This is a genomic window from Aureimonas sp. SA4125 (assembly GCF_019973775.1).
GTDB lineage: Bacteria > Pseudomonadota > Alphaproteobacteria > Rhizobiales > Rhizobiaceae > Plantimonas.
In genome coordinates, this window is the sequence record NZ_AP025032.1 from 918,932 (window position 1) to 944,195 (window position 25,264).

Here is a 25,264-nt window from a genome sequence, read left to right on the forward strand (position 1 = left end):
ACCCGTTCAGTAGGCGTCGGCATTGTCGACGTGGAAATGATAGAGGCCGCGGGCCGAGCCGTAGAAGCGAAAATCGCTTGCCGCGACATCCTCGAGCCCGGCTTTGGCGAGGACGCCTTCCAGCGCTTCGATCTCCTCCGGCCCGAGCGGTTTTTCGATGCAGTCTGCGCCGAGGCTGGCGACCGAGCCGCGCACGAACAGCTTTGCCTCGTAGATGGAATCGCCCAGCGCCTCGCCCGCATCGCCGAGGACGACGAGATTGCCGGCCTGCGCCATGAAGGCGCTCATGGGGCCGATCGACCCCTTCACGACGATGTCGACGCCCTTCATCGAGATGCCGCAGCGGGCCGAGGCATTACCGTCGATGACGAGGAGGCCGCCATGCGCGGTGGCGCCCGCCGCCTGGCTGGCGTCGCCGGATATGCGGATCTCGCCCGACATCATGTTCTCGCCGACGCCGACGCCGGCATTGCCGGAGACGCGGATGGTCGCCCGGGCGTTCATGCCGCCACAATAGTAGCCGACATGGCCGTTGACCTCGACGGTGATCGGCGCATCGAGGCCGCAGGCGATGGCGTGCTTGCCGCCGGGATTGTCGATCACCCAGTGCGTCTCGTTCGTCGTCTCGGGCAGCGCATGCAGCGCCTGGTTGAGGTCGCGCAGCGGCGCGGCGGCGAGGTCGAAACTCGGCATCACGGGCGCTCCCAGACATAGACCGTCGCCGGTTCCGGCTCGAAGACGCGCGCCGTCTCGATGCCGGGCAGGCCGGCGAGCGCCCGGTATTCCGAGCCGAAAGCGACATAGTCCTCGGTCTCGGCCATGACCGCCGGCTTGCACGAGATCGGATCGCGCAAGACGGCAAATCCCTTCTCCGTCCCGACGACGAAGGTATAGAAACCGTCGAGATCGTCGAGGCCCTCTTCCAGCGCCTCGCTGAGGGTCGAGCCCTCCCGCATCTTCCAGGTGAGATAGCCCGCGGCGACCTCGGAATCGTTGTCGGTGGCAAAGCCGATCCCCTCGCGCGACAGCATCCGCCGCAGCGAGGCATGGTTCGACAGCGAGCCGTTGTGGACGAGGCACTGGTCGGTGCCGGTGGAGAAGGGGTGGGCACCCCGGGTCGTCACCGCCGATTCCGTCGCCATGCGGGTGTGGCCGATGCCGTGCGTGCCCGACATCGCGGCAAGGCCGAAGCGGCCGGCGACGTCGCCGGGCAGGCCGACTTCCTTGTAGAGTTCCATGCGCTCGCCGGCGCCGACGAGGCTGACGGCATCCTGCGTCGCAAGGAAGGCGCGGGCGTCGGCCAGTTGGCCGTCCTTCACGACGACGACGGCGTGGGTGTCGTGAAAGACCGGGGCGAGACTTTCCCCCAGCGCCTCCCCGAGGCTGGCGATGACTTGGCGCAGCCTTGCGGCGTCCGTGCCCCGGAGGGTCAGCTTGATGCTGCCGCCGGATCCCGCGCCATAGACGGCGAAGCCGGCGCTGTCCGGCCCGCGATCCGACATGACCTCGAGCATCCCTGAAAGAAGCGAGCCGAGCTCGCCCTCGTGTTTCGGCCCCTTCAGGAAGAGCCCGACGATCCCGCACATGGCGTGTTTCCTATGAGTGAAGTTTTCTAATTCACAGGAATATGTCGGGGGCGCCGGCCCGTCAATGCGCGCCGGGCGAATTCTTGCGAGCGGATGCGGGTCAGGGCTGCTCGCGGCTGTAGACGATGATCGAGAGATAGGTGCAGGGCAGCTGGTTCAGCCGCTCCGGGCCGTGCAGCGCGGCGGAATCGAAGAGCATGGCGTCGCCGGGCGACAGCTCGTAGGTCCGCTCGCCATGGCGGTAGGCGACGCTGCCGGTCAGCATGAAGATGAACTCGGTGCCCGCATGCTGGAAGTTCGTGTAGGGCAGGGCGTCCTCGTGCAGCTCGATCAGATAGGGCTCGACCACGACGTCGTTGCGCAGGCCGTGCCCGAGCAGGCGGTAGACATGCCCCGCCTTGGTGCCGCGGCGATCGATGATGACGCCCTGGTCCGCCCGGACGAAGGAGCAGTCGCGCTGCTCCTCGAACTCGGCGAACAGCGTCGACATCTGCACGCCCAGCGCCGAGGCGATCGCCTGCAGCGTCGTCAGCGAGGGCGAGATCTGGCCGTTCTCGATCTTCGACAGCATGCCGCTGGAAATGCCGGCCGCCGCCGACAGATCGGCGATCGACAGGTCCTTCTGCCGCCGCAGCCGGCGAACATGCGCGCCAAGCGCCCGCTCCAGGTTGCGGTGCTCGGTTCGCGGCGCGCTCGATCCGGTCGCAAGCTCGGTGTCGTCTGGGCCGTCGCTGCCCGTCCTGTCGCTCGTCATCCTGCCTCGCTTCTTGAGAATCCGGACTGGCAGGCAGTCCTTTCCCCGAACCAAAGGCCACAACGGCCAGTCTGTCAAAACACGCCTTGGCACAATTGCCGACTGACCAACGCGTGGCGCGCGGTCTATGCGACATTAGGCGACGAACGCCGACAAACGGGCTTGCCGCGAGTGCTGGCTAATGGCTGGGCTGGGTGGAAACCGGTCAGGCAGCTTTCGGGAAGTCGGCGTGTAAGGGCCGCCCTTCGCGGACCGCCGCCTGTGCTCCGAAATGTCATGAATATCCGATGCAGTCTCAGGCCACCGCCACCATCTGTGCTCGCGCTTGGCGGATGTCACGCGCGGGTGGTTGACCGAACATGCGACCATACTCGCGCGTGAACTGCGGGACGCTCTCGTAGCCGACATCATAGGCTGCGACCGCGACCGACTGCCCCTCCGCCAGCATTCGCCGCCGCGCCTCGATCAAGCGAAGCTGCTTCTGGAACTGGATCGGAGACAGCGAGGTCATGTTGCGGAAGTGGACGTGGAAGGCGGAGAGGCTCATTCCGGCCGCGTCCGCCAGAGCCTCGACCTTAATCGGTTCGGCATAGCGAAGACGGAGGATCGCGACGGCCCGTCCGATCCGCCCGGCATTGCTATCGGTCACGCCCAAGGCCCGGATCGCACCCCCATGGCGGCCACTCAGCAACCAGTAATGCATCTCGCGGCGGAGTTGAGGCTCCAGGACCTTGAGGCTCTCTGGCTTCTCGAGCAGACGCAGCAGTCGCCACGCGGCGTCGGCGACTTCCCCTTCGGTCGGATCGACCCGGATCGGCTGGTTTATCTCGAACGGCACCGATCCCATCTGGCCGACCAGTCCCGCAATGATCGAGGGGTCGAGTTCGAGAACCAGCGAGTAATAAGGCAAGACGCGGCTGGCCAAGGTGATCTGGCTGACGGTGGGAACATCGGTGGAGATGACCAGCGACTCGCCCGATCCGAAGTCGAAGCTCCGGCTCCCCATCGTCACGCGCTTGCCGCCCTGAAGGACCAAGGCCACCAAGGGTTTCGACACCGCATATTGCAGCATGGTCGGCGCTGTCTCGCGCAGGATCACCAAGCCGTCGACGGGCGTTGCGGCGACGCCGTTGCGGTCGGCATGAGCGTCGGCATAGCGCCGGGCGTGGTTGAGAAGCGGATCGTGCATGGCACGACCATAGATGCCGGCGCCGACGACGGCAACGCGGCAGGAGAATCAGGCAAGTTTCAGGGAGGATCGTGCAACGGCGTCACGGGCAGGTGCGGCATAAGGATGACCGAACCCCAACTCGGAGACATCCATGACCCCCATCTCTCTCGTGACAGGCGGCAGCCGCGGTCTCGGCCGCAACATAGCGATCAGCATCGCCCGGCATGGCGGCGACGTGATCCTTACCTACCAGAGCGGTCAGGCCAATGCGCAGGCCGCCGTTGCCGAGATCGAGGCGCTCGGTCGCAAGGCGGTTGCCTTGCAGCTCGACACGGGCGACATCTCGGCGCTTCCGGCCTTCGTGGAGACACTGCGGAACGCGCTGCGCGATACCTGGGGCCGCGACACGCTGGACCACCTCGTCAACAATGCCGGCCATGGCGAAATGGCAGATTTTGCGTCCACGACGGAGATGCAGTTCGACAAGCTGTTCGCCGTTCACGTCAAGGGCGTGTTCTTCCTGACACAGGCGCTGCTGCCGGTGCTGGCGGACGGCGGACGGATCGTGAACTTCTCGTCCGGTCTGACCCGCGTCTCCTTTCCCGGCTTCTCAGCCTACTCCGCCGCCAAGGGGGCGGTCGAGGTCCTGACCGTATACATGGCGAAGGAACTCGGCGGCCGCGGCATCACCGCCAACACGGTCGCCCCGGGCGCCATTGAGACCGATTTCCTCGGAGGTGCGGTGCGCGACATCCCCGACTACAACACCGCCTTCGCCGGCATGACGGCGCTCGGACGCGTCGGCCTGCCGGACGACATCGGCCCGATGGTGGCCAGTCTCCTGGGACCCGACAACCGCTGGGTCAACGGCCAGCGCATCGAGGTGTCGGGCGGCCAGACCATCTGACACCTTCGACGGGACATTCCGTGGTGTAGGCCGTCCCGTCGCGCGCCGCATCCTCGGAGAGGCCGCTCGACGGCAGCTTCTGGAGATGCCGCCATGCTGTCAGAATGGCTGTGAAGGGTCGAAACCGGCCGTCCTTTGGTGGCCATTCCTGCATGATCCCGGATCGACGTGCCTCCAGCGGTTGAGCAGGCGCCCGGACCGCCCATAGACGCCAGCGGGACCGCCCTGTCAGGCGATCGGCGCGTCGAGGGAAACGCCATATTCGGCCGAACTCGTCGTCAGCCAGGCCCAAAAATCGGCGGCATGGCTGCGGAAGACCGCGATGTCGTAGGTCGGCGCCGCGTCCACCTGCCACAGGACGATGCCGACATGGCCGGCGAGCGTCACCGCGCTGTCGCCCGGCGAAAAGGCTGAAGCGTCGAGATCGAGCGGCACGCCCTTGGCCAGGACGGCGCGCACCGAGGGGCCGGACAGCCTGAGGACGCCATAGCCCGAGGACTGGTCTGCGACCGAGGCGGTGCCGGCGAGATCCGCGCCGAGCCTTTTGGCGAAGGATGGATCGTTTCCGGCCGCGATCGCCAGCCAGCTGCGCGGACCGGTGCCGATGAGGCTCACCCTGTCCCCGTGGGAGACTTTTGGCCCGGATCGCAGCGTGATGCCGAAGCTTTGAGCCAGCCGGTCGCGCAGGGCCGTTTCGGCGCCCCGGCGCAGCGTCACGGTGGCAAGACCGAGCGGATGGCGCTCGGCGACGGTCACGCCGGCGCGTCCGTCCCCGGCGGTCGGTAGAGCGAGGCGGGCGAAGGCGGAGACGGCGGCAAGCCGCGGGCGGTCAAGCATGGTGGCGGCTCCCCTCGGGGTCGACGAAACAGGGCGAGCAGATCTCGATCTCGACATCGGTGCGGCGCAGGAGGTCGACGGCGCGCAGGCGCTCGCCGATCCGCTCCGGGCCGCGCTTCATCAGGCCGAGGCCGATCCACTGGCCGAGCGCCGGCGAGAAAACGACCGAGGTGACGTAACCCAGATCGTTCGCCGTCATCGGCGCCGCGCCCGTATCAAGGAAGTGCGCTCCGCCCGAGACTTTTCGCGCGGGGTCGACCGGCTTGAAACCGACGAGGCGCAGACGGTCGGGATCGACGAGACCCTCGCGGAAGGCGAGCGTATTGCCAACGAAGCGCTTCTTCGTCGACAGCATGCGGCCGAGACCGAGATCGCCGGCGGTCGTCGTGCCCGACAGCTCGTTGCCGGCGACATGGCCCTTTTCGACGCGCAGCACGCCTAGTGCCTCGGTGCCGTAGGGCATGGCGCCGAAAGCCTCGCCCGTCTTGGCCAGTTCCCGCGCGAGCGCCTCGCCGTAATCGGCGGGGACGGCGATCTCGTAGGCGAGTTCGCCGGAGAAGGAGATGCGAAACAGCCTGACCGGAATGCCGGCCCAGTCGAAGGCCGCCACGGCCATGAAGGGGAAGGCCGCGTTCGCCAGATCGATGCTGTCGCCGAGCATCGCCTGCAGCAGCGCCCGCGATTTCGGGCCGGCGATGGCGACCTGCGACCAGGCCTCGGTGACGGAAGCGAGTTGCACGTCGAGGTCGGGCCAGAGCACCTGGGACAGGAAATTCAGGTGCTTCATGATCCGCCCGGCATTGGCCGTGGTGGTCGAGACGACGAAATGCTCAGGCGCAAACCGCGCCACCGTGCCGTCGTCGAGCACGAACCCGTCCTCGCGCAGCATCAGCCCGTAGCGGGCGCGCCCGACCGCAAGGCTCGCCATCGCGTTGGCATAGACGCGGTCGAGGAATTCGGCGGCGTCCGGCCCCTGCACGTCGATCTTGCCAAGGGTCGAGACGTCGCAGAGCCCGACATTCTCGCGCACGTTGCGGGCCTCGCGCGTCACCGTTTTCAGCCAGTCCGCCTCGCCGGGGCGGGCATACCATTGCGGCCGCAGCCAGGGCCCCGCCTCGATGAAGGTCGCTCCCTGTTCGGCGGCAAAGGCGTGCGCCGGGATATGCCGCGTCGGCTTGAAATGCCGGCCGCGCGCGGTGCCGGCAAAGGCGGCGATGGCGACCGGCGCATAGGGTGGGCGGGCGACCGTGGTGCCGACTTCCGGGATCGGGCGGCCGGCGAGCTCGGCCATGATGGCATGGCCGTTGATGTTCGACAGCCGTCCCTGGTCCGTCGCCATGCCGAGCGTCGTGTAGCGCTTCAAATGTTCGACCGAGCGAAAGCCTTCGCGGTGGGCCAGCGCGATGTCGGCGGCGGTGACGTCGTGCTGGAAGTCGACAAAGGCTTTTCCCTTGCCCGCGACGTGCCAGAGCGGTGTGAGCGCGGCGGCCTCGTCGTCCGCGAGGGGCGCAAGGCCGCTCGATGCGGAGAAGCCGCAGGCTTCGGCCGCCGTCGTGCCGGCGGCATGGCCTTCGCCGAGCCCGCGCCCGAGCGTCATCGTGCCGTTGGCGGCGCCGGCGACCGCCATGCCTTCAGGCGGCGTGCCCGGCACGAAGGCGGCGATCGCGTCCGAGAAGGACGGGCGGCCGCCGAGATGGGTGGATAGCGCCAGCGCCGGATTCCAGCCGCCGCTCATCGCCAGGAGGTCGGTCGGGATGCGCGACAGGCCGCCATCGGCGCGGGCGATGGTGATCTCGGCAAGGCTCTTGCCGCCCTGCGTCGCCACCACCCGCCCGCCGGCGACGACGCGCGCACCGAGACGCCTGGCCCTTTCTTCGAGGGCGGCCGGGATCGTCGCCCTCGAATCGACGACCGCCTCGATCGCGGCGCCGGCCTCGGCGAGGTCGAAGGCGGTGCGCCAGCCGTCGTCGCCATTGGTGAAGACCGAAACGTTTCGCCCCGGCAAGACGCCGAAGCGCTGGGCGTAGGTGCGCAGGGCAGACGCCATCATCACGCCCGGCCGGTCGTTGCCCGCAAAGACCAGCGGCCGCTCGACGGCGCCGGCGCAGAGGATCGAGCGTCTTGCCGTAATCTGCCAGAGGCGCTGGCGCGGCTGCCCATCCGGCGGCACGGGCAGGTGGTCGGAAACCTTCTCGATCGCGCCGAAGGTGCCGCCGTCATAGGCGCCGAAGACGGCGGTGCGCGGCATCAGCCGGACATGGGGCAGAGCCATGAGCTCCGCGACGGCGCGGTCCGCCCAGCCGGCGGCCGGCAGTCCGTCGACCGTGTCCTTCTCGGCCAGCAGCCGTCCGCCGAGCGCGAAATCCTCCTCGCACAGGATGACGCGGGCACCAGCTCGGCCGGCCGCAAGCGCCGCGGCAAGCCCGGCGGGACCGGCGCCGATGACCAGCACGTCACAGAAGGCGAAGGCCTTTTCGTAGGCGTCGGGATCGGGAAGCCCCGCCGCGCGGCCGAGGCCCGCGGCGCGACGGATCGCCGGCTCGTAGAGTTTTTCCCAGAAGGCGGAGGGCCATTTGAAGGTCTTGTAGTAGAATCCGGCGACGAGGAGGGGCGAGAACAGGCCGTTGACCGCGCCGACGTCGAAGCCGAGCGAGGGCCAGCGGTTCTGGCTCCGCGCCCGGAGGTCGTCGAACAGCTCGACCGTCGTCGCCTTGGTGTTCGGCTCCCGCCGCGCGCCCTCACGCAGTTCGACGAGGGCGTTCGGCTCCTCGGGGCCGGCCGTGACGATGCCGCGCGGCCGATGATATTTGAACGAACGCCCGACCAGCCGCACGCCCGAGGCCAGCAGCGCCGAGGCCAGCGTGTCGCCGGCAAAGCCGTCATACGACGTTCCGTCGAAGCGAAAGCGCAGCGACTTGGTGCGATCGATGTGGCCGCCCGTGGGAAGACGGTAAGGAGCGGCGCTCATCGCCCGCCCTCGCGTCCGGCTTCCGCGCCCGCCAGCTGGACCGAATGCACCGCGTGGCTCACGGTGTCGCGCTCGACGAGCAGCCAGGAACGGCAGCCGGCCTCGTGGTACCAGAGCCCGGTGTGGCGACCGGCGGGATTGCTCCGGAGATAGACGCGATCGGCTTCGCTCTCGGGCGAGACGTCGGCCTCCCAGCCGCCGGCGGCAGCGTCGGCGTCGCCGAGAAAGCTGAACTCGCGCAGATCCCGCGATCCGCAATAGGGGCAGTCGATGCGCATGCTAGAACTCCCCAGGGGTGGGAATGGTCAGGGCGACGAGCGCGGGGAAGGCCGTGACGGTGACGCGACGGGCTGGCGCCGCGACAGCCGTAAAACGTGGCGCAGTCCTCTGAACTTCGTCATCCTCGGGGCCTTGGCCCCGGGGATCCATGCCTCGACGTCGAGGCGCGCACGAAGGCTTGAGCGGCGATCGACGGGAGACGTCGAACGACGTTCCCGTTGCGGCATGGGTCCCCGGGGCTACGGCCCCGAGGATGACGATCTGAGATGTCGGTGCCGTTTCCATCATGCGGCTCAATGCAGGTTCGCCTGGGCGCCCTGGCCCTTTTCGTCGATAGCATGGCCGCGCCGAAAGCGGTCCAGCCGGTAGGCTGAGGCCGTCGGCTCCGGCCTGTCGGTGGCGATGAGATGGGCGAAGGCGTGACCGGAGGCGGGCGTCGCCTTGAAGCCGCCATAGCACCAGCCGGCATTGATATAGAGGCCCTCGACCGGCGCTTTGTCGATGATCGGCGAGCCATCCATGGTCATGTCCATGATGCCGCCCCAGGAGCGCAGCATCCGCACCCGGCCGATCCCCGGCATCAGCGCCATGCCGCCCTCGCAGACGTCTTCCACCGTCGGCAGGTTGCCGCGCTGGGCGTAGGAATTGTAGCCGTCGATGTCGCCGCCGAAGACGAGACCGCCCTTGTCGGACTGCGAGATGTAGAAATGCCCGGCGCCGAAGGTGACGACATTGTCGATCATCGGCTTGATCGCCTCGGAGACGAAGGCCTGCAGCACATGGCTTTCGATCGGCAGGCGAAGCCCCGCCATCTCGGCAACGCGCGAGGAATTGCCGGCCACCGCCATCGCCACCTTCTTCGCCCGGATCGGCCCGCGGCTCGTCTCGACGCCGGTGACCGCGCCCGAGGCATCGCGCAAAAATCCGGTGACGGCGCAGTTCTGGACGATGTCGACGCCGCGCTCTGACGCCGCGCGGGCATAGCCCCAGACGACGGCGTCGTGCCGCGCCGTGCCGCCGCGCCGCTGCATCAGCCCGCCCTTGATCGGAAAGCGGGCGTCGTCGAAGGCGAGGTACGGCATTTCGCGCCGGACGTCGTCGAGCGACAGGAGTTCGGCGTCGATCCCCTCCAGCATCATCGCATTGCCGCGCCTGATATAGGCGTCGCGCTGGGCGTCGGAGTGGAAGAGGTTGAGGACGCCGCGCTGCGACACCATGGCGTTGTAGCCGAGATCCTGTTCCAGCCCCTCCCAGAGCTTCATCGACAGTTCGTAGAAAGCGAAATTGCCGGGCAGCATGTAGTTGGAGCGGATGATCGTGGTGTTGCGGCCGGCATTGCCCGAGCCGATCCAGCCCTTCTCGATCACCGCGACATTTGTGATCCCATGGTTCTTGGCCAGATAATGCGCCGTCGCCAGCCCGTGCCCGCCGCCGCCGATGATGACGACGTCGTAGTCCGGTCTCGGCGCTGCGTCCCGCCAGGCAGGCCGCCAGCGCCGGTGGCCGGACAAAGCGTTCAGCGCGAGCGAGAAAAACGAATAGCGCATGGGGCAATTCCGGCGGCAAAGGCTTGAACCAAGCGCCATCATCCGTCATTGCCGGACATGGCCTTGCACGGGAGAGACGCTTCCTTGACCTGGAAAGACGCAGCGACGAGCGATGTCGTCAACGCAAAGGCGCCCTCGGCCGTGACGCGCGTCGCGCTTCTGCTCATTCCCGGCTTTGCCCTGATGTCCTACGCCTCGGCACTGGAGCCCTTGCGCGCCGCGAACACGCTGGCCGGTCGCACGCTCTACGCCTGGCGTCACGTCTCGCCCGATGGCCGGCCCGTCGAAGCTTCCAGCGGCCTTGTCCTCGACGTCGATGGCGGGCCCGGGGAGGGCGTGAGCCCCGACATGCTCATCGTCTGCGCCGGCGGCAACCCGGCCGCGTTCGACGACGCTGCGACCTTCGCCTGGCTGCGCGCTCTGGCGCGGCAGGGCGTCGTCATCGGCGGCGTCTCGGGCGGTCCGGTGATCCTCGCCCGTGCCGGCCTTCTCGACGGCCACCACGCCACCGTCCACTGGGAGCACGCCGCCGCCTTCGCCGAGGATTTTCCTGACGTGACGCTCGTTCCCTCGCTCTACCAGATCGACGGGCGGCGGCTCACCTGCGCCGGCGGCGTCGCCGCGCTCGACCTGATGCACCAGGTGATCGCCGAGGCGCACGGAGGAGAACTTGCCCGTGCCGTCAGCGACTGGTTCCTGCAGGCGCATGTGCGCCCGGGGAGCGGCGGCCAGCGCCTGGCGCCGCGCGAGCGCCTCGGCATTTCGAGCCCGAAACTCGAAGCCGTCGTCGGCGCCATGGAAGGCCAGCTGGAAGAGCCGCTCGGCCGCGCGGCGCTCGCCAGAATCGCCGGCCTCTCGCTGCGCCAGCTCGACCGGCTCTTTTCAGCCCATCTCGGCACCAGCCCCGAGCGCTTCTACCTGTCGCTGCGTCTTGATCGCGCCCGCCAGTTGCTGCGCCAGAGCGGCCTGTCCGCCACCGAGATCGCCGTCGCCACGGGGTTTGCCAGCGGCAGCCATTTCTCTCGGGCCTACCGGCAAAAATTCGGCGTGCCGCCGACCGGGGAGCGGCGCTCGCGAAACGGCTAGGTCGCCGCCGCGCGCAGCAACATGCCGAACAGGTCGCGCGGCTCGTCCGGATCGGCGAGGAGGTCGATCTCGGCATAGAAGCCGGTGCCCGGCAGTTTTGCCTTGACGTAGCGCAGGGCGGAAAAGTCCTCGGTGGCAAAGCCCACGCTGTCGAACAGCGTGATCTGAGCGGCATCGCGGCGCCCGACCGCCCGGCCGGCGATCACCTCCGACAGCTCGGTCACGACGTGGTCGGGGGCGAGCTGCTGGATCTCGCCCTCGATGCGCGTCTGCGGCGGGTATTCGACAAAGATGTCGGCGCGGTGGAGGATGCCGGGGTGGAGCTCGGTCTTGCCCGGGCAGTCCCCGCCGACGGCGTTGATGTGGAGGCCCGCGCCGACGAGGTTGTCGGTGAGGATGGTGGCATTCTGCTTGTCGGCGGTCACGGTGGTGACGATGTCGGCGCCCTCGACCGCCGCCTCGACGCTCTGGCAGAGGGTAATGTCGAAGCCGAAGCCGGCGAGGTTCCTGCGGCATTTCTCGCTGGCCGAAGCGTCGATGTCGTAGAGGCGCAGCCGGTCGATGCCGAGCAGCGCCTTGAAGGCGAGGGCTTGGAACTCCGACTGTGCGCCATTGCCGATGATCGCCATGGTGAGCGAATCCTTGCGCGCCAGGTGTTTTGCCGCCACGGCCGAGGTCGCGGCGGTGCGCAGCGCGGTGAGGATGGTCATTTCCGAGAACAGCACGGGATAGCCGTTGGCGACGTCGGCAAGGACGCCGAAGGCGGTCACCGTCTGGCGGCCGTCGCGCATGTTCTTCGGGTGGCCGTTGACGTATTTGAAGCCGTAGATGGCCCCGTCCGAGGTCGGCATCAGCTCGATCACGCCTTCGGCGCTGTGCGAGGCGATGCGCGCCGTCTTGTCGAAGACCTCCCAGCGGGCGAAATCCTCCTCGACGAAGGCGGAGAGCTCCAAGAGGAAGCGCTCGACGCCGATCGACAGCACCAGCTTCATCATGTGGTCGACGCTGACGAAGGGCACGAGGTTGAGCTTGCGGTCCATAGTCAAAAACTCCGTGTCGGACGGTCGAGGACGCGGCGGCCCATCAGGCTGGCGGCGAGGTCGACCATCAGCAGCGCCGTGCGGCCGCGCTCGTCGAGGAAAGGGTTGAGCTCGACGAGGTCGAGGCTGCGCACGAGGCCGCTGTCGTGCAGCATTTCCATCACGAGATGCGCCTCGCGGAACGTCGCGCCGCCGGGCACGGTGGTGCCGACGCCGGGCGCGACGGCGGGATCGAGGAAATCGACGTCGAGGCTGACATGGAGAAGCCCGCCGGCGGCTTCGACCTTGGCGAGAAAGGCACCGACGAGCGGCGCGATGCCATGCTCGTCGATCGCCCGCATGTCGTGGACGAGGATGCCGGCCTCGCCGAGCGCCGCGCGCTCGGCCGGATCGACGCTGCGAAGTCCCATCATGCAGACGTTCTCCGGCTTCACCGCCACGGCAAGCGGCGGGAAAACGCCGTCAAAGCCCGGGCGCCCGCTGGCATAGGCCATCGGCACGCCGTGCAGGTTGCCGCTCTTCGTCGTGTCCGGCGTGTGGAAGTCGGGATGGGCGTCGAGCCAGAGCACGAAGAGCTCGCGCCCTTCCTCGGCCGCTCGCCGGCTCATGCCGGAGACGGTGCCGGCGGAAAGGCTGTGGTCGCCGCCGAGAAAGACCGGCAGGCCCTCGCCGCCCGCGGCAAAGGCAACCTCGGCCAACAGCTTTGTCCAGGCCGCCACTTCCGCGAGCTTCTTCAAGGCCGGATTGGCGTGGTCCTGTCGTTCCGAGGGCGCTTCCGGCGCGACATTGCCGCGATCGACGACGGTGAAGCCGAGTTCCTGCAGCGCACCGGCAAGCCCCGCCGTGCGGTAGGCGCTCGGCCCCATGTCGCAGCCAAGCCGCCCGGCGCCGTCCTGCACGGGCACGCCGATGAGTATGCAGTTCCTGTCCATCGCAACCCCCTTCTGGTCATGCGAGGCTAACAGGGGAGACTGGCGGAACGAACGAGACATATTGGCAAAATGGACGATAAAGGCTATCAGATTGCGTAATATCGTTTGCCATTATGGGCTGGCACCGGGATTGGAAGGGCCCCCATGGACGATCTCGACCGTCAGCTGATCACGCATCTGCGCCACAATGGCCGGCGCTCGGTCTCCGACATCGCGCTGGAGCTGGGCGTCTCGCGCGCCACGGTCCGGGCGCGGATCGAGCGAATGGAGGAGCGCGGCGATATCGTCGGCTACACCGTGATCCTCAGGGCCGACGCGGTGTCGCTGCCGGTGCGCGGGCTGACGCTGATCGAGGTCGAGGGCCGCAAGGCCGACCGCGTCGTCGAGGCGCTGGCCGGATTTCCGGAGATCGGCGCGGTGCATACCACCAATGGGCGCTGGGACCTCGTCGTCGAGATTTCCGCGCAGAGCCTTTCCGATCTCGACGCCGTCCTGCGTCGCATGCGCCTCATCGACGGCATCACCACCTCCGAGACGAATCTGCTGCTGGCAACGCCGCGCAGCACCCGGGCAAGACTGTAGGGACCGGCACGCCGGCAAGCCGGCGCGTGCGCACAATCGTCGGGATCCGCATGCCCGCGACGCCGGCGCTTCCGGGCCGATGGCCGATGAGAGCCGCGGGACAGGAGCCCGAACGAAAATCTCCCTTTTCGCCCGAAATTAGATTGGCATACGTCGCAGCCGATCCGCCCCGGGCATAAGTCTCCGACAACCCCGGAGCATCCCATGTCATCGATCGCCGCTTCTTCCACGCGCCTGTCCGTTCCCCCATCCTTCGGAACGGCCGGTTACGTCTCCCTTGCCATCCTTCTTGCCGGCACGCTGGCGCTCGGCATGGGCTACGGCCCGGCCCATGGAGCGCTCTTCCTTGTCGGCGGGGGGCTCGGCATTGCGCTCTACCACGCCTCCTTCGGTTTCACCGCGGCGTGGCGGGCCTTCATTCTGGAGGGTCGCGGCCGCGGGCTGAGAGCGCAGATGGTGCTTCTCGCCCTGGCGGTGGTGCTGTTCTTTCCCGCGCTCGCGGCGGGAACGCTGTTCGGCAACCCGGTGGCCGGGCTCGTCCAGCCGCTCAGCCTCTCGGTCGTCATCGGTGCCTTCATGTTCGGCCTAGGCATGCAGCTCGGCGGCGGCTGCGCCTCCGGCACGCTGTTCACCGCCGGCGGCGGCAATGCGCGCATGCTGGTGACGCTGTTCTTCTTCGTCGTCGGTTCCGTCCTCGCCACGGTGAACTTCGACTGGTGGGTGTCGCTTCCCTCCTTTGCGCCGGTCACGCTGGTCTCGCTCGGCGCACCGGTCGGCATCCTCGTCTCGCTCGCCCTTTTCGCGGCGATTGCGGCTCTCACCGTCGTCGTCGAGAAGCGGCGCAACGGCGCCCTCGAAGAAGCACCGGCGGCGCCGCGCCACGGACTGGCGCGCTATCTCAGGGGGCCCTGGCCGATCCTCGCGGGCGCCGTGGCGCTGGCTGTCCTCAACTTCGCCACCCTCGCGCTTGCCGGGCGCCCCTGGGGCATCACCTCGGCCTTCGCGCTCTGGGGCGCCAAGGGAGCGGAGATCATCGGTTTCGACCCGTCCGCCTGGGCCTACTGGCAGAGCGCCGGCAATGCCAAGGCATTGCAGGCCAGCGTGTTCGCCGATGTCACCTCGGTCATGGATTTCGGCATCATTGCCGGTGCCATGCTGGCGGCCGTCCTCGCCGGAAAGTTCGCCCCGAACTTCCGCATCCCGCTGCGCTCGCTCCTCGCCGCCGTCGTCGGCGGGCTGTTGCTCGGCTATGGCTCGCGCATCGCCTATGGCTGCAACATCGGCGCCTATTTCTCCGGCATCGCCTCGGGCAGCCTGCACGGCTGGCTCTGGGCCGTGGCGGCCTTCGCCGGGAACATCGTCGGCATCAAGTTCCGGCCCGCGTTCTTCGGCCGCGCTTGAGTGGCGGCAGGACCGCCTTTGGACGCTCCGACTGTCCGATCCGGGCGGCCGATCGACTGGGCCTTCTGATCAAGATGGCGCAGGCTCCATCCCCCGGTGGAGCCTGCGCCGACCGGCAAGGACCTGCATCCGTCCCGCATGGGGTCCTCGCCCTTGCGCCCCAGCTTTCGCTCGCCCCTCCAGGCGTCGATCGCGGGTCGCAACTCGCGTGTGCTGGCCTCAGTGCGACATCAGCACCGGCACGGTCATGTGCCGGAGGATATGCCGCGTCACGCCGCCGAACAGCATTTCGCGCACGCGCGAATGGCCGAAGCATCCCATGACGAGAAGGTCCGAGCCCTGGTCGGCAAGGCTCGACAGGATGTCGTCGCCGACGGAGAGATCGCCGCTGAAGGACGTGGCCGCCTCGACCGCGACGTCCTGGCGCGCGAGCGCGAGGACGAGATCGTCTGCGGTGGCGAGGCCCGGGGTCGGACGATCATTCCGCGGATCGATGGTCAGCACCCGCACACGGCTGGCCGTCTTCAGGAGCGGCAGGGCATCGGCGGCAGCGCGGGCGGCCTCGCGCGTGCCGTTCCAGGCAATGAGGACGCGGTCGCCAACCCGCTCGAAGCGCCCGGCATAGGGCACGATCAGCACCGGGCGGCCACAGCCCATCACGAGGTCGGCCAGCACCGGGTCGCTGCCGGCGGCGGCATCGGGTCCCTGGCCGGCGATGACGAGGTCGGCGCACATGGCATGGCGGTTGAGGATGCGGCCATCGTCCGGCCGCACGGTCTCTTCCCGCCGCCATTCGCTCCGGTCTGCGCCGGCAGCACTCACCTTCCGGCGGAAGATCTCCTCGATGGCCTCCGCCTCCTCAACACGCAGGCGCCGCGTCTCGGCGATGAATTCGGCAGGAATTTCGGCGGGAAACATGCCGACCATGCTGCCGATGTCGGCAGCCAGCACATGAACGCCGACGAGATGGGCGTCATGGCGCTCGGCGAGCGACAGCGCAACGTCCACGAGAGCCGCGGCGCGCGCCTTGGAATCGAGCACGACCAGGATCGTCTTGTACATCGCTGTCCTCCCAAAGCCGGCATGCCGCGCGGGCTGCCCTGATGATCGGACGCTGCGCCTTTCGCCAGGGGAAAACTTTGATCTGACGCAAATCCCTGCATCGCAGCCATGGCGGATGTCGCAGTGGACGAGCCGCCAGAGCCTACGCTCGGGCGGGCCCGGATGCTGCCGAAAGTGTCAGTGCGCCATCAGGAGAGGAACGACGCTTTTCGTCAGGAGGTCGCGGGTGACGCCGCCGAGGAGGAATTCGCGCAGGCGCGATCGGCCATAGGCGCCGATGACGATGAGCTCCGCCCCGACGAGGGCGGCCTCGTTGAGCAGTCCATCGGCAGGGCTCGTCCCGTTGGCGACGCTTCTCACCTCGATCGCAATGCCATGCCGCGCGAGGTGACGGGCCATGTCGGCTGCGGGCGGGCTCGCGCGCGGATCGGCGGAGTTCGTTTCCCTGACTTCGACGAGAAAGACGCGCTCGGCATTTTTCAGGAAGGGAAGCGCTGCCGCGATGGCATGCGAGCATTCGGTCGTGTCGCGCCAGCCGATGAGGATCCTGTCGGGATCCTTGGGGTGCGATGCTTCCGGCGGGACGACGAAGGCGGGTGCGCCGGCATCGAAAAGGACGGATTCGAGGAGATCGGGCCAGCGGGACGAACCGCCATAGGGCCGCCCCATAATGACGAGGTCGACCGCCCGGGCGAATTGCGCGACGGCGCGCCCAAGCTCGTGCGACATGCCGTCGATGCGCAGGAGGTCGGTCCCCGCCCCGAGGAGCAGCAGCCGCTGTCGCGCCTGTGCCTCGGCCTTGTCGAAGAGGGCGGCGTCGTTCTGCCAGAAGGCCGCGGAGAGCCGTTCCAGTTCCGGCTCGAGCGTGACGAGGGCGGCGGGAATGGCATGGGTGATGACACCGCGGACATGCGCACTGAAGACGGTGGCGATCATCTCGGCATGGGCGAGATTGGCCAGATCCTGTGTCGATCCATCGAGATGGACGAGGATGTCGCGGACCGCATCGACCGTGACGGCCGTGCGCGCCATGTCGTCTGTCGATGCCGCTGACTTGTCGGCGAAGGCGGCCGTGCTGATGGCACTCGTCCCCAATCCGTTCATCGCAATGCCGCCTCCCGCAGATGAAGAAGAGACCTCTCCACGGCCGGATTGTCGCACCTCTGGAAATTCAGGCATTGATCCCGATCAATGCGGGGAGGTGGGCAGGACGGGCGTCGTGGGGAGTGGCCGCCCGTTATGGCGGACGCGCTTGGTACCGGGATGACGAAGACGCGGGCCGTGTCGACCGGCGCTCGAACCGGCACGTGGCGGTCCGGGCCTTCGCCCGATGTTGACGATCTGCCGCCCGGCGCTCCGAAGAGGACCGGGCCGGCGATTTCCTGCCGGAGCCCGCCGAACGATCGCGCTGACCCCTCGCTGCCGATGTCAGCTGCGGTTTACGTATTTGCGCCAGTCGTGCACGTCCTCGAAGCCCAGCACCTCCCGGATCTTGCGATTGGACAAGGGAGCTTCCCGTGGCCCCAGTTCGCGCGTCAGCGCAATATCGGGACAGTACTTTGCCAGGAACTCCGCCGTCGGCAGGTCGGCGGTGATGGTGTCGTTCACCGCGTTGAAAACCTGGAAGCCGAGGCCGTCCTTGCCGAGGCAAAGATCGACGATCTGGCCGAGATCGCGCGCGTCGATATAGCTCCACGCATTGCGCTTGCGCGACATCGGATCGTCGAGGAAAGCGGGGAACATGTCGTATTCGTGCGGCTCGATCACATTGCCGATGCGCAAGGCGTAGATGTCGGCGCCCGAGCGCATGGCGAACGCCCGCGCCGTCTTCTCATTCACGACCTTCGACAGCCCGTAGCTGTCCATCGGGTCGATGTCGTAGTCCTCTTCCAGCGGGAAGGAGTGATAGTCCTTGTCGCCCTCGGCAAAGCAGACGCCGTAGGTCGTCTCGCTCGACGCGATGATGATCTTGCGGATGCCGAGCTTCACCGCGGCCTCGATGACGTTGTAGGTGCTGACCGTGTTGATGCGGAAGGTCTCGTTGTCAGGCCGGATGAGGACACGCGGCACGGCCGCGAAATGCACGACGGCATCGATCGGGGCCGGGCCCTGGCCGGTCTCGAAGCCATCGAGGCCGAAATGCGAGGACAAGGCGTTGAACACCTGGCCGCTGTCGGCGACGTCGGCGATCAGCGTGTTGACGCCGGGATGGTCGAGCGGGACGAGATCGACATTGAGCACCTCATGCCCCTTGTCCACGAGATAGGGCACGACGTGGCGTCCGGCCTTGCCGGTGCCGCCGGTGAAAACGATGCGTTTGCTCATGAATTTCTCCCAGTAAAGAGCGGGCACCGCAATGTGGCCCCGGCGGGTGCGGCCGGTAGACGCAAAGCGATGCCGTGGTCAGGCAGCGAGGGCGCTGGGTCGAAAAGGCAAGGTCTGAGGCGCTGCCGGGGCGATCTATTCGCTTTGCCGGAAGTTGCGCAGACGATCGAAGAGGACGGCCATGAGGATCGCGCCGCCGATGAACGTGCCCTGCCAGAAGGCGTTGATGCCGAGGAGACCGAGGCTGTTGCGGATCACCTCGATCAGCGCCGCACCGACCAGGGCACCGAAGGCGGTCCCGACGCCACCGGCGAGATTGGCGCCGCCGATGACCGCGGCGGCGATAACCTGCAATTCCATGCCGGCGCCGATATTCGTCGTGACGGCGCCGAGCCAGCCGGTCTGGATGATGCCGGCGATGCCCGCCGACAACGCCGAGATCATGTAGACTGCGACCTTGATCGGCTTGACCGGCACGCCCGTCAGCGTCGCCGCATGCTCGTTGCCGCCGATGGCGAAGACATGGCGGCCGAACTTCGTCCAGCGCAGGACGAAGCCGGTAATCAGCGCCAGGACGACCATGTAGATCACCGGATTGGCGATGCCGAACAGCCAGGCGCCGCCGCCGAGCGACAGGAGCTTGTCGTGGTCAGGCCCGAACTGGAAGACGACGGTGTTGTTCGACGCGACCATGGCGAGGCTGCGCGCCACCGAGAGCATGCCGAGCGTCACCACGAAGGGCGGGAAATCGAGATAGGCGACGAGGATGCCGTTGAACGCGCCGACGACGAGGGCGGTGCCGATCGCCGCGAGGATGCCGACCTCGATCGAGTAGCCGGCATTCATCGTCACAGCCAGCACCATGCTGCAAAGGCACAGGACCGATCCGACCGAGAGATCGATGCCGCCCGAGATGATCACCATGGTCATCCCCAGCGCGATGATCGCGGTGAAGGTGACGTTGCGGCTGATGTTGTAGAGATTCTTCGACGAGGCGAAGGAATCGGTGGCGAAGGACAGGAAGAGGCAGGCCAGAAGCAGTGCGGCCAGGACCCAGAAGGTCTGGCTCGCCATCTGCGTCGCCAGCCAGCTCTTCGGCTTGTGTTCGATGGGCTGATCCAGGGAAAGGGCCATGGTCGATCTTCTCGAAATGTTGCCCGGAATGTCCGGGAATGGTGGCGGCGCCGGGCGTGCCGGGCCTGTCAGGCGAGTTCGATGGCGCCGGTGATCAGGCCGGTCACTTCTTCCGGCGAACTCTTGGCGATCACCTTGTCGGCGACCTTGCGGCCCCGGCGCATCACGATGACCCGGTCGGCGACGTCGAAGACATCCGGCATGCGGTGGCTGATCAGGACGACGGTGATGCCCTGGTCGCGCAGCCGCCGGATGAGATTCAGCACCTCCGCCACCTGGCGCACCGAGATCGCCGCGGTCGGCTCGTCCATCAGCACGATCTTGGCGTCCGACAGCCGGGTGCGGGCGATGGCGACGGCTTGCCGCTGGCCCCCGGACATCTGCTTGACGAGATCGCGCGGCCGCGTCTCAGACTTCAGCTCGGCGAAGATCTCGCCGGCGCGGCGGTACATGCCGGCATAGTCGAGGACGCTGAACGGTCCGAACCCGCGCTTCAGTTCGCGGCCGAGGAAGACGTTCGCCGCGGCGGTGAGATTGTTGCAGAGCGCCAGGTCCTGGTGGACGATCTCGATACCGTGATGGCGCGCCTCCACCGGGTGGTTCATCACCAGTTCCTTGCCGTCCATGCGCAGGTGGCCGTGGTTGGGCCGAAAATTGCCGGCGATCATCTTCACCAGCGTCGACTTGCCGGCGCCGTTGTCGCCCATCAGCCCGACGACCTGGCCGCGCTCCAGCGTGAACGAGACGTCGTTGACGGCCTGGATGGCGCCGAAATGCTTGGAGATATTCTGGAGTTCGAGTACGGCCACGCGGCATCGATCCTTCGGCGCATCATTGGGCAGACAGGCTTCGCTCTCGTCGTCGATGCCGGTTCCGATTCTCGTTCTTCTCGTCGAAAAGAAGAGATCGGGGCCAATAGCGCATACTCCTCCGCCGGGCGTCAATCGCGGTTTTATTGTGCAATGCAATATAGATGCCGGTTGCGACGCAAAAATAATCCGATGCTCGGAATAAATACTGTTGACCACCACTCGAAGCCAAGCTTAGATCGTCGGGAGGGTGATGCGGGATCTCCCGAACTCGTCGGAGACCGACGGTTTCCGTCAGCTTTCGCTGAATGCCGGCAGCGGTCGGGAACGTTGCGTCACCGTCCGTCGGCATGCCGGCGGTGCAGGGAACGTGCGGCGGCCGACGGCCGCGGCAAGTGTTTTAGGGATCAGGCTGCAGGAAGGATCCTTCGGGATCGACGTCGTGCGGTGCGCAAGACAATCGATCGCAGACCCCTTCGATCATCCATGCCGGAGCGCTTCCGGTCTTCGTCCGGCGAAACAGCAGTCGTCAGAACTGCCGCCGTCACCATCCGTAAAACGCCTCACGAGGGCGGCGGGTACACATCGGGAGGAATGCATGAAGAAACTCACCCTACTGGTCGCTGCGGCGGCACTGGCATTGGGCGCCGGACCGGCGCTCGCCAAGAAGCAGCTTGTCATCGTCGTGAAGGGCCTCGACAACCCCTTCTTCGAGGCAATCAACCAGGGCTGCCAGAAGTGGAACGCGGAGAACGCCGCATCCGAATACGAATGCTTCTACACCGGGCCCGCCTCGACCTCTGACGAAGCCGGCGAGGCGCAGATCGTCCAGGACATGCTGGGCAAGGCCGACACGGTGGCGATGGCGATTTCGCCGTCGAACGCCAAGCTGATCGCCCAGACCCTGAAAGTCGCCGCGCCCACCATCCCGATCATGACCATCGACGCCGATCTGGCGGCCGAGGACGCGGCGCTGCGCAAGACCTATCTGGGCACCGACAACTATCTCCTCGGCTTCAAGCTCGGCGAGTACATCAAGAAAGCGAAGCCCGATGGCGGCTCGGTCTGTCTGATCCAGGGCAATCCTGGTGCCGACAACATCCTGCGCCGTGCGCAGGGCACGCGTGACGCGCTGACCGGCGAGAAGGGCCTGACGGCGCTGGCGGGTGAGGGCGGCTGGACCGAGGTTGCGGGCTGCCCGGTCTTCACCAATGACGACGGCGCCAAGGGCGTCCAGGCGATGACCGACATTCTTGCCGCCAATCCCGAGCTCGATGCCTTCGGCATCATGGGCGGCTGGCCGCTGTTCGGCGCCCCGCAGCCCTACCGCGACCTGTTCCGGCCACTCGCCGACCGAATCGCCAGCGGCGACTTCGTCGTCGCTGCCGCCGATACGATCGGCGACGAGGTGGCGATCGCCGGCGAGGGCCTGGTCACCGCGCTCGTCGGCCAGCGGCCGTTCGAGATGGGCTACAAGGCGCCCTCGGTGATGATCGACCTGATCGAGGGCAAGACGGTGGAAGATCCGGTCTTCACCGGCCTCGACGAGTGCACCAAGGACACCGTCGACACCTGCATCCAGAAGTAAGCAGCCGCCAACTGGATCTCAAAATTACGAAAGAGGGGCGCCCGCATGCCGGGCGCCCCTCTTTCGTGTCGTCCCTCTTTCGTATCGTCCGACCATCTCGTGACCAGGCACCGGTTGCGAACCGCCAGATGGCGGCGGCACCTCGCGAAAGTCGCCTGACCGGCCCTCGGCGTCTTGCAGGACCCGACAGGGCGAACTCCGTACGGCTCCGCTGCAGACGCGAAAGCGTCCCTCGCCGCGAACCTATGCTGGTCCGCGGGCCTTTCCGCCGGGGCGAACGCTGTCGATCGCCCGCCGGATGGCGTTCTTGCGGGGCCGCTTGCCGAGCGCGGGCTGCAGATTGCCTTTCAGGATCTCCTCGCCGATCGCCGCCTTTTCCTCCCCGGTGAGATCGCGACCGCGCATCTGCATCGCCTCGGCTTCCCACTGCTTCATCATCTGCTCGGCCATCGTCGTTCCCTCCTCGCCACTGGGTGCGGCAAAATCCCGGCTTGCCGCGCCGGATAGGGCGAAACACCGGATCCGACTTTCCCGCCCGGCGCTCTAACGGAGAGCGGCCGCGGCCGTTCCGGCTCCTGTGCCTTTTGCTGCGTCCGCGGGGGCAGCCTTGCCGCCCCGATGCAGGTCTCGACTCTTCTCAAGAGGTCGACGAGCGGCCCGTGCCGATTTCCGACCGCGGCCTGACGGGTAGGGCGGCCTGATCCGGTCGCCGGAAAAGCCGCCATTCCTCGCCCAAGCCGAGCAGTTGCAGGATGACGGCTCTGCGCTGCATGGCTCGCCGGCGAAGCTCTCCTGCTTCCCCTGGTGCGTATCGAGCGCTCAGGTCATCATCTTGATCGATGTGATGGCGAGGAAGACGCCGAACAGCCGGCGCAGCCATTTCGGCTCCAGCGCGTGGGCGGCGCGCGCGCCGAGGGGCGCGAAGAACATGCTGCTGGCCGCGATGAGGACGAAGCCGGCCAGATTCACATGGCCGAGCGAAAACGGCGGCAGGTCGGTCTTGCCCCAGCCGTTGATGACGAAGCCGAGTGCCCCGGGGACCGCGATGATGAGGCCGACCACCGAGGCGGTGCCGACGGCCCGGCGGACGGGATAGGAGGCGAGCGACAGGACGGGAACCGTCAGCGTGCCGCCGCCGATGCCCATCATCGACGAGATCGTCCCGATGCCGCCGGCGAGCAGCGCCTGGATCGTGCGGCCGGGCAGCCGTGGCGCGACATGGGCGCCTTCCGGCGAGAACAGCATGTAGCCGGCGACGACAAGCGCGACGACGGCAAAGACGAGGGTCAGGACATCGCCGTCCACGAAGGCCGCGATGGTGACGCCGAGGACGACGCCGATCGCGACGAACGGCGCCCACCATTTCAGGAGCTCGATGTCGACCGAGCCGCGGGCATGGTGGGTGCGGAAGGACTGGATCGAGGTCGGGATGATGGTCGCGAGCGAGGTGCCGACGGCGATGAAGGGAATGAGGTCGGAGTCGACGTCGAAGGCCGAAAGAACGATGTAAAGCACGGGCACGACGACGATGCCGCCGCCGACGCCGAGAAGGCCGGCCAGGAAGCCCGAGACGCAGCCGGTGAGGAGAAGCCCGAGCGCGAAGAGGGCGAGAAAGGAGGGGTCGTGCATCGGGCGCGGCTCCGGCCAAGGGCATGGCCCAGGCGATGGCTTGAGGACGCCATTGCCCAGGCAATGGCATGAGGGATGACAAGATGCGGCGGGCGCCGCGTCTGCCGCGGCGCCCGCCAGGGTCGATCAGGGTCGATCAGGATCGAACGGAAGGCAGAGGATCAGGCGACGCGCGTGCGCAGTTCGCCGACGCCCGCCACCGTGCCGACGAGTTCGTCGCCGCGCTCGACGGCGCCGACGCCTGCCGGGGTTCCCGCGAAGATGAGGTCGCCCGCCTTGAGCTCGAAGAGACCCGAGAGGTAGGAGATCATTTCCGGGATCTTCCAGATCATCTGGTTGAGGTCGCCGCTCTGGCGGATCTCGCCGTTGACGGTGAGCTGGATCGTGCCGGCGGTGACGTCGGAGACCTCGGATGCCGGGACGAGTTCGGTGCAGGGCGCGGAGGCCTCGAAGGCCTTGCCCGTCTCCCACGGCCGGCCCATCTTCTTCGCCTCGCCCTGGAGATCACGCCGCGTCATGTCGAGGCCGACGGCATAGCCGAAGACGTGGGTCATGGCCTGGTCGAGCGGGATATCCGTGCCGCCCTTCGAGAGCGCGACGACCAGCTCGATCTCGTGATGCACGTCGCTCGACGCCGAGGGGTAGGGAAAATCGCGACCGGAAAGGACGAGCGTGTCCGGGTTCTTCTGGAAGAAGAAGGGCGGCTCGCGGTTCGGATCGTGGCCCATCTCGATCGCGTGGTCGGCGAAGTTGCGGCCGACGCAGTAGATGCGGTGCACCGGGAAGAGCTTGTCGGTGCCGCGCACCGGCAGGGTCGGTACCGGCAGGGGGGTGAAGACGTAGGCCTCGGGTGTCGCGTGGACGTTCATGCTCTGGCTCCTGCGTAATATTCGATCTTGGTTTCGAAGTGTTCGACGATGGCCGACAGGATCATGGCGGCGGCGAAGAGGAGGATGGTCAGAGCCCAGAAGCTCGCCATCTCGAAGTTGCGGGAGAAGAGCTCGAACAGTTCGCCATAGCCGAGGATCGACACGAGGATCTGCCCGATCACGACGCCCTTCACCCCGCGGATGAGGCCGATGCGGATACCCGCGAGGATCTCCGGAAGGGCCGACAACAGGATGATCTTGGAAAACAGCGTCCAGCCATTCGCCCCGTAGGAGCGGCCCATCTCGAACAGCGAGCGGGGCACCTGCATGACGCCTGCCCGCGCGTCGAGGACGATGATCCAGACCGCGAACAGGAAGACGGTGACGACGACCGTCGTCTCGCCGAGACCGAAGAGGATCATCAGGATCGGCACCAGCGCCGAAAGCGGCGCGGAGACGAACATGTTCACCCAGACGGCCATCAGGTTGTCGACGCTCTTGAACAGCCCCATCAGGATGCCCAGAGGCACGCCGACGCCGATGGCCAGTGCCATGCCGAGCGCGAAGGAGCGCACGGTGAGCAGAGTCGCGTTCTGCCACGAGCCGGTCTGGACGAGACGGATGCCGGCCTCGATGATCTCCGTCATCGGCGGGATGAGGAAGATGACGTCGAGACGCCCGACGATCTCCCAGACCACGGCCCAGACGAGGAGCGAGGCCATCATGGGAATGCGGAAGCCGAAAAGCATCATGGCCGG

At 67.2% G+C, this 25,264-nt stretch carries 24 protein-coding genes; 5 read left to right on the forward strand and 19 right to left on the reverse strand.

The features are described from left to right. Positions 1–6: 6 nt before the first annotated feature. The 4 genes from Sa4125_RS04240 to Sa4125_RS04255 all read right to left on the reverse strand — a co-directional run bounded on the left by Sa4125_RS04240 (position 7) and on the right by Sa4125_RS04255 (position 3,529). Positions 7–693, reverse strand: a complete 687-nt coding sequence (locus tag Sa4125_RS04240; protein WP_224003993.1) for a protein glxC — start codon at positions 691–693, stop codon at positions 7–9. After that, complete coding sequence (locus tag Sa4125_RS04245) at positions 693–1,586, reverse strand: glutamine amidotransferase family protein (protein WP_224003994.1); 894 nt, start codon at positions 1,584–1,586, stop codon at positions 693–695. The genes Sa4125_RS04240 and Sa4125_RS04245 overlap by 1 nt, the downstream gene beginning before the upstream one ends. 100 nt (positions 1,587–1,686) lie before the next feature. Then, the gene (locus Sa4125_RS04250) at positions 1,687–2,340 is read right to left on the reverse strand and encodes an XRE family transcriptional regulator (protein ID WP_224003996.1); all 654 of its coding nucleotides are present in this window, start codon (positions 2,338–2,340) and stop codon (positions 1,687–1,689) included. Between the two features lie 295 nt (positions 2,341–2,635). Further along, positions 2,636–3,529: an AraC family transcriptional regulator gene (locus Sa4125_RS04255; protein WP_224003998.1), complete on the reverse strand. Its 894-nt coding sequence runs from the start codon at positions 3,527–3,529 to the stop codon at positions 2,636–2,638. Between the two features lie 133 nt (positions 3,530–3,662). Between Sa4125_RS04255 and Sa4125_RS04260 the strand changes: the two genes are divergently transcribed. Next, entirely contained in the window at positions 3,663–4,418 is a 756-nt protein-coding gene (locus Sa4125_RS04260) for an SDR family oxidoreductase (protein ID WP_224004019.1), read from the forward strand. Between the two features lie 228 nt (positions 4,419–4,646). Here the strand turns inward: Sa4125_RS04260 and Sa4125_RS04265 are convergent, their stop codons facing one another. The 4 genes from Sa4125_RS04265 to Sa4125_RS04280 form a co-directional block, all read right to left on the reverse strand. After that, entirely contained in the window at positions 4,647–5,255 is a 609-nt protein-coding gene (locus Sa4125_RS04265) for a sarcosine oxidase subunit gamma family protein (protein WP_224004021.1), read from the reverse strand. Continuing rightward, on the reverse strand, positions 5,248–8,223 hold the full coding sequence (locus tag Sa4125_RS04270; RefSeq protein ID WP_224004023.1) for a sarcosine oxidase subunit alpha family protein: 2,976 nt from the start codon (positions 8,221–8,223) through the stop codon (positions 5,248–5,250). The genes Sa4125_RS04265 and Sa4125_RS04270 overlap by 8 nt, the downstream gene beginning before the upstream one ends. Beyond that, positions 8,220–8,501, reverse strand: coding sequence for a sarcosine oxidase subunit delta (locus Sa4125_RS04275; protein WP_224004025.1), 282 nt, complete (start codon positions 8,499–8,501; stop codon positions 8,220–8,222). Before Sa4125_RS04275 ends, Sa4125_RS04270 begins: the two co-directional genes overlap by 4 nt. Before the next feature lie 294 nt (positions 8,502–8,795). Further along, positions 8,796–10,049 (reverse strand): sarcosine oxidase subunit beta family protein, encoded by a 1,254-nt coding sequence (locus tag Sa4125_RS04280; RefSeq protein WP_224004027.1) that lies wholly within the window; start codon positions 10,047–10,049, stop codon positions 8,796–8,798. 84 nt (positions 10,050–10,133) lie between these two features. Between Sa4125_RS04280 and Sa4125_RS04285 the strand changes: the two genes are divergently transcribed. Continuing rightward, positions 10,134–11,135 carry a GlxA family transcriptional regulator gene (locus Sa4125_RS04285; RefSeq protein WP_224004029.1) on the forward strand — a complete coding sequence of 334 codons (1,002 nt, stop codon included), beginning with the start codon at positions 10,134–10,136 and terminating at the stop codon, positions 11,133–11,135. Here Sa4125_RS04285 and Sa4125_RS04290 read toward each other — a convergent pair. Beyond that, positions 11,132–12,175 (reverse strand): ornithine cyclodeaminase, encoded by a 1,044-nt coding sequence (locus Sa4125_RS04290; protein WP_224004031.1) that lies wholly within the window; start codon positions 12,173–12,175, stop codon positions 11,132–11,134. The genes Sa4125_RS04285 and Sa4125_RS04290 overlap by 4 nt on opposite strands. Positions 12,176–12,177: 2 nt before the next feature. After that, positions 12,178–13,107, reverse strand: a complete 930-nt coding sequence (rocF, locus tag Sa4125_RS04295; RefSeq protein WP_224004033.1) for an arginase — start codon at positions 13,105–13,107, stop codon at positions 12,178–12,180. 144 nt (positions 13,108–13,251) lie between these two features. On the opposite strand from rocF, the gene Sa4125_RS04300 reads away from it, so the two are divergent. Together Sa4125_RS04300 and Sa4125_RS04305 are read left to right on the forward strand one after the other, a co-directional pair. After that, the gene (locus Sa4125_RS04300) at positions 13,252–13,689 is read left to right on the forward strand and encodes an Lrp/AsnC family transcriptional regulator (RefSeq protein ID WP_224004035.1); all 438 of its coding nucleotides are present in this window, start codon (positions 13,252–13,254) and stop codon (positions 13,687–13,689) included. A gap of 204 nt (positions 13,690–13,893) precedes the next feature. Then, on the forward strand, positions 13,894–15,090 hold the full coding sequence (locus Sa4125_RS04305) for a YeeE/YedE family protein (protein WP_224004037.1): 1,197 nt from the start codon (positions 13,894–13,896) through the stop codon (positions 15,088–15,090). A 219-nt stretch (positions 15,091–15,309) separates the two neighbouring features. On the opposite strand, the gene Sa4125_RS04310 is transcribed toward Sa4125_RS04305, so the two are convergent. The 5 genes from Sa4125_RS04310 to Sa4125_RS04330 form a co-directional block, all read right to left on the reverse strand. Further along, complete coding sequence (locus Sa4125_RS04310; protein WP_224004039.1) at positions 15,310–16,152, reverse strand: universal stress protein; 843 nt, start codon at positions 16,150–16,152, stop codon at positions 15,310–15,312. 177 nt (positions 16,153–16,329) lie between these two features. Further along, entirely contained in the window at positions 16,330–17,256 is a 927-nt protein-coding gene (locus Sa4125_RS04315) for a universal stress protein (protein WP_224004041.1), read from the reverse strand. Between the two features lie 324 nt (positions 17,257–17,580). After that, positions 17,581–18,477: an NAD(P)-dependent oxidoreductase gene (locus tag Sa4125_RS04320; RefSeq protein ID WP_224004043.1), complete on the reverse strand. Its 897-nt coding sequence runs from the start codon at positions 18,475–18,477 to the stop codon at positions 17,581–17,583. Positions 18,478–18,612: 135 nt separating this feature from the next. Beyond that, complete coding sequence (locus Sa4125_RS04325) at positions 18,613–19,611, reverse strand: ABC transporter permease (protein WP_224004045.1); 999 nt, start codon at positions 19,609–19,611, stop codon at positions 18,613–18,615. A gap of 68 nt (positions 19,612–19,679) precedes the next feature. Then, positions 19,680–20,420: an ATP-binding cassette domain-containing protein gene (locus Sa4125_RS04330; RefSeq protein ID WP_224004047.1), complete on the reverse strand. Its 741-nt coding sequence runs from the start codon at positions 20,418–20,420 to the stop codon at positions 19,680–19,682. 598 nt (positions 20,421–21,018) lie between these two features. Between Sa4125_RS04330 and Sa4125_RS04335 the strand changes: the two genes are divergently transcribed. Next, positions 21,019–22,008: a substrate-binding domain-containing protein gene (locus Sa4125_RS04335; protein WP_224004049.1), complete on the forward strand. Its 990-nt coding sequence runs from the start codon at positions 21,019–21,021 to the stop codon at positions 22,006–22,008. A gap of 243 nt (positions 22,009–22,251) precedes the next feature. Here Sa4125_RS04335 and Sa4125_RS04340 read toward each other — a convergent pair whose 3' ends face one another. The 4 genes from Sa4125_RS04340 to Sa4125_RS04355 form a co-directional block, all read right to left on the reverse strand. Continuing rightward, positions 22,252–22,458 (reverse strand): hypothetical protein, encoded by a 207-nt coding sequence (locus tag Sa4125_RS04340; RefSeq protein ID WP_224004051.1) that lies wholly within the window; start codon positions 22,456–22,458, stop codon positions 22,252–22,254. A 369-nt stretch (positions 22,459–22,827) separates the two neighbouring features. After that, a complete protein-coding gene (locus Sa4125_RS04345; RefSeq protein WP_224004053.1) occupies positions 22,828–23,637 on the reverse strand; it encodes a sulfite exporter TauE/SafE family protein in 810 nt (269 codons plus the stop codon). Between the two features lie 161 nt (positions 23,638–23,798). Next, positions 23,799–24,506 (reverse strand): fumarylacetoacetate hydrolase family protein, encoded by a 708-nt coding sequence (locus Sa4125_RS04350; protein ID WP_224004055.1) that lies wholly within the window; start codon positions 24,504–24,506, stop codon positions 23,799–23,801. Then, complete coding sequence (locus tag Sa4125_RS04355) at positions 24,503–25,258, reverse strand: ABC transporter permease subunit (protein ID WP_224004057.1); 756 nt, start codon at positions 25,256–25,258, stop codon at positions 24,503–24,505. Before Sa4125_RS04355 ends, Sa4125_RS04350 begins: the two co-directional genes overlap by 4 nt. Between the last annotated feature and the right edge of the window lie 6 nt (positions 25,259–25,264).

Bases quoted from the DNA above. Each gene is read 5' to 3' on its own strand.
- Sa4125_RS04240 (WP_224003993.1), bottom strand. From the start codon at position 693: ATGCCGAGTTTCGACCTCGCCGCCGCGCCGCTGCGCGACCTCAACCAG.
- Sa4125_RS04245 (WP_224003994.1), bottom strand. From the start codon at position 1,586: ATGTGCGGGATCGTCGGGCTCTTCCTGAAGGGGCCGAAACACGAGGGC.
- Sa4125_RS04250 (WP_224003996.1), bottom strand. From the start codon at position 2,340: ATGACGAGCGACAGGACGGGCAGCGACGGCCCAGACGACACCGAGCTT.
- Sa4125_RS04255 (WP_224003998.1), bottom strand. From the start codon at position 3,529: ATGCACGATCCGCTTCTCAACCACGCCCGGCGCTATGCCGACGCTCAT.
- Sa4125_RS04260 (WP_224004019.1), top strand. From the start codon at position 3,663: ATGACCCCCATCTCTCTCGTGACAGGCGGCAGCCGCGGTCTCGGCCGC.
- Sa4125_RS04265 (WP_224004021.1), bottom strand. From the start codon at position 5,255: ATGCTTGACCGCCCGCGGCTTGCCGCCGTCTCCGCCTTCGCCCGCCTC.
- Sa4125_RS04270 (WP_224004023.1), bottom strand. From the start codon at position 8,223: ATGAGCGCCGCTCCTTACCGTCTTCCCACGGGCGGCCACATCGATCGC.
- Sa4125_RS04275 (WP_224004025.1), bottom strand. From the start codon at position 8,501: ATGCGCATCGACTGCCCCTATTGCGGATCGCGGGATCTGCGCGAGTTC.
- Sa4125_RS04280 (WP_224004027.1), bottom strand. From the start codon at position 10,049: ATGCGCTATTCGTTTTTCTCGCTCGCGCTGAACGCTTTGTCCGGCCAC.
- Sa4125_RS04290 (WP_224004031.1), bottom strand. From the start codon at position 12,175: ATGGACCGCAAGCTCAACCTCGTGCCCTTCGTCAGCGTCGACCACATG.
- rocF (WP_224004033.1), bottom strand. From the start codon at position 13,107: ATGGACAGGAACTGCATACTCATCGGCGTGCCCGTGCAGGACGGCGCC.
- Sa4125_RS04300 (WP_224004035.1), top strand. From the start codon at position 13,252: ATGGACGATCTCGACCGTCAGCTGATCACGCATCTGCGCCACAATGGC.
- Sa4125_RS04305 (WP_224004037.1), top strand. From the start codon at position 13,894: ATGTCATCGATCGCCGCTTCTTCCACGCGCCTGTCCGTTCCCCCATCC.
- Sa4125_RS04310 (WP_224004039.1), bottom strand. From the start codon at position 16,152: ATGTACAAGACGATCCTGGTCGTGCTCGATTCCAAGGCGCGCGCCGCG.
- Sa4125_RS04315 (WP_224004041.1), bottom strand. From the start codon at position 17,256: ATGAACGGATTGGGGACGAGTGCCATCAGCACGGCCGCCTTCGCCGAC.
- Sa4125_RS04320 (WP_224004043.1), bottom strand. From the start codon at position 18,477: ATGAGCAAACGCATCGTTTTCACCGGCGGCACCGGCAAGGCCGGACGC.
- Sa4125_RS04325 (WP_224004045.1), bottom strand. From the start codon at position 19,611: ATGGCCCTTTCCCTGGATCAGCCCATCGAACACAAGCCGAAGAGCTGG.
- Sa4125_RS04335 (WP_224004049.1), top strand. From the start codon at position 21,019: ATGAAGAAACTCACCCTACTGGTCGCTGCGGCGGCACTGGCATTGGGC.
- Sa4125_RS04340 (WP_224004051.1), bottom strand. From the start codon at position 22,458: ATGGCCGAGCAGATGATGAAGCAGTGGGAAGCCGAGGCGATGCAGATG.
- Sa4125_RS04345 (WP_224004053.1), bottom strand. From the start codon at position 23,637: ATGCACGACCCCTCCTTTCTCGCCCTCTTCGCGCTCGGGCTTCTCCTC.
- Sa4125_RS04350 (WP_224004055.1), bottom strand. From the start codon at position 24,506: ATGAACGTCCACGCGACACCCGAGGCCTACGTCTTCACCCCCCTGCCG.
- Sa4125_RS04355 (WP_224004057.1), bottom strand. From the start codon at position 25,258: ATGATGCTTTTCGGCTTCCGCATTCCCATGATGGCCTCGCTCCTCGTC.